At 69.0% G+C, this 2,343-nt stretch carries 3 protein-coding genes; all 3 read right to left on the reverse strand.

Annotated features, from left to right (window positions below; translation table 11 throughout):
• Positions 1–1,104, reverse strand: a 1,104-nt coding sequence (locus I53_RS26165) for an urea ABC transporter substrate-binding protein (protein ID WP_043356382.1), incomplete at its 3' end; no start/stop codon positions are given.
• A 34-nt stretch (positions 1,105–1,138) separates the two neighbouring features.
• Positions 1,139–1,780, reverse strand: a complete 642-nt coding sequence (locus I53_RS26170; RefSeq protein WP_043356384.1) for an ANTAR domain-containing protein — start codon at positions 1,778–1,780, stop codon at positions 1,139–1,141.
• On the reverse strand, positions 1,777–2,343 hold a 567-nt coding region (locus I53_RS26175), incomplete at its 5' end, for a transporter substrate-binding protein (RefSeq protein WP_043356385.1). The genes I53_RS26170 and I53_RS26175, both read right to left, overlap by 4 nt.

Genomic DNA, 2,343 nt, shown 5'->3' on the forward strand with positions numbered 1-2,343 from the left:
CGAGGAGATCGTGTGGGAGGCGTGCTGGCTCTTGGGGTCGATGCAGACCTTGCCCTCCGGCGCGTCCACGCAGACGTCGCCGGCCGCGATGACCTTGCGCAGGTCGGCCCGCTTGGTCGAGCCGTTCGCCCGCTCCACCATCTGCTTGTAGAGGTAGACCGCGAGGTAGGAGTTCTCGGCCTCCTGGTTGACGTAGGGTTCGTTCGGGAACTTCGCCTTCCACTTGGCGAGGAAGGCCTTGCTCGACGGGCTGTCGACCTCTTCGATGTAGTTCGTGGTCACGTACATGTTGGCGAGGCTCGGGGGCTGGAAGCGCTTGTGCTCGTAGCCCTGGCCGATATTGACCGAGGACCCCATCGGGATCTTCAAATTCGCGGCCGCCGCCTGCTCGTAATAGGAGGCCTGCGCGGTGCCGACGAGCAGCGTCATCAGGATGTCGGGCTTGGCCTTCTGGATGTTCTGGATCGTCTGCGAGAACTGCGACACGCCGAGGGGGATGAATTCCTCCCCGACCATCTCGCCGCCGTTCTCCTTGACGATGTTGCGCACCCACTCGGCCGAGATCTGACCGAAATTGTAGTCGGCCGCGATCGTGTAGACCCGCTTGCCGAACTTCTCCATCATCCACGGGATCAGCGTCGAGAATTGCTGCTCCGGCACCGCGCCCGTGATGACCATGTGGCCGTCGCAGACGCCGCCCTCGTACTGGTTGTTGTAGAAGGCGAAGCCGTCGAGCTGGTCGACGATCGGCCTGTAGGCTTCGCGGGACGCGCTGGAGAAGCCCGCGAAGACGGCGTTGACCTTGTCGCGCTGGAGCACGCGGCGCATGAATTCCTGATAGCGCGTGTTGTCCGACTGCGTGTCGTAGATCACGAGTTCCAGCTTGCGCCCGGCGATGCCGCCGGCGGCGTTGATCTCGTCCGCGGCGAGCTGGATTCCGTGGACCTTGCCGATCGTGGCGAGGGCGAAGTCGCCGGACTGGTCCTCGAGGACGCCGAGCTTGATCGGGTCGGCGGCGCGAGCCGCGGGGGCGGCCAAAGGTGTGCTCAGGAGCAGGGCGGCCGCGAGGGCGGACAGGCGGGATCCGCGGGGCGTTCTCGGCATCAGGGCATCCTCGTCTTCGGGGGGCGAAAGAACTTCAGGAGCGGGTCAGTCGCGGCGCCACGGTGGGCGCCACGGGGGACGGCCGGGCGCGGATGAGCGCTTCGCAGTACGCTTCGAGGGGTTGGCGGGCGCGCATCGCTTCGCGGCGCAGGGCCTCGTAGGCCGCGTCGTCGTCGAGGCCGTGCTCTTGCATCAGCCGCAGGATCGCCTTGACGACGTGGCGCCGGCCGCGCCGCCGCTCCTCGTGGCGGGCCAGCTGTTCCTCGAGCACGCGCCGTCGGTTGTGCTCGTTCACCGCGAGGAACAGAGCGGCGTAGACCGAGGCACCGTGGATCGGCTTGCGCAGCAGCCCGGTGGCGCCGAGCTGGAGCAGCCCCTTGAGCCGGCTGGGCGCCTCGGCGCCGACGAGCCCGACCACGGGCACTGGCGGCAGATCGGAGACGGCGCTCGCCGCGATGCCCGGCAGCGGCAGGTCGCCGTCCACGATGACGATGTGGCGCTCGGGGTCGAGGCTCTCGAAATCGAGCCAGGGCGCTTCGCCGGCCGGGACGACCGAGGCGACCGTGAGCCCCAGCTTCAACAGGGTGCCGGCGAGAACCTCGGTGGCGGTGCCCGGCGGCGCGATCAGCAGGGCCTGCGCGCCACTGAAGTTCTGGATCAGGCGGGGATTCGTCATGGCACCACCCGCAGGCGCGGACGCCGGCTCACCGGCACGACGCGCGGGTCGCTGCGCACGAGATAGGGATCCGGCGCCACCGGCTCGTCCGCTTGCGCCACGATGCTGAAGCGGGCAGCCGCCGTCGAGAGGCCGATCCGGGGCGTCAAACAGGCATGGAGCGTGGTCTCGTCGAGACGGACCGGCCCCTGCGGCGCGTCGAACGCGTCCATGCAGGCGGTCCTGCGCACCGTCGCGGCGTCCTCCGTCCCGGCCCGCGCCAGCGCCCGCGCCAGGAGATGGACCGCGATGTAGGAGGATTCGGTATCGGCCGACGCGGTCGGCCCGTCCGGAAAGCGCGCCGCATAGGCGGCCGTGAAGGCCCGGTTTCGGGGAGAGTCGATCGACGTGAAGTAGACGCTCGACGACAGGTGACCGTCGACCGCCTCCGGCCCGATCGCCTCCAATTCCGGCTCGGCGAGGCTGCAGCTCGCCACCGGCAATGTCCGCGGCTGGTCGATGCCGCGCGCGCGGCAGGCGTTCCGGAAATCGCGGAAGAAGCGATACGCCGACGTCCCGATCAG

This window comes from Methylobacterium sp. B1, from assembly GCF_000333255.1.
Classification (GTDB): Bacteria; Pseudomonadota; Alphaproteobacteria; order Rhizobiales; family Beijerinckiaceae; genus Methylobacterium; species Methylobacterium fujisawaense.

Bases quoted from the DNA above. Each gene is read 5' to 3' on its own strand.
- I53_RS26170 (WP_043356384.1), bottom strand. From the start codon at position 1,780: ATGACGAATCCCCGCCTGATCCAGAACTTCAGTGGCGCGCAGGCCCTG.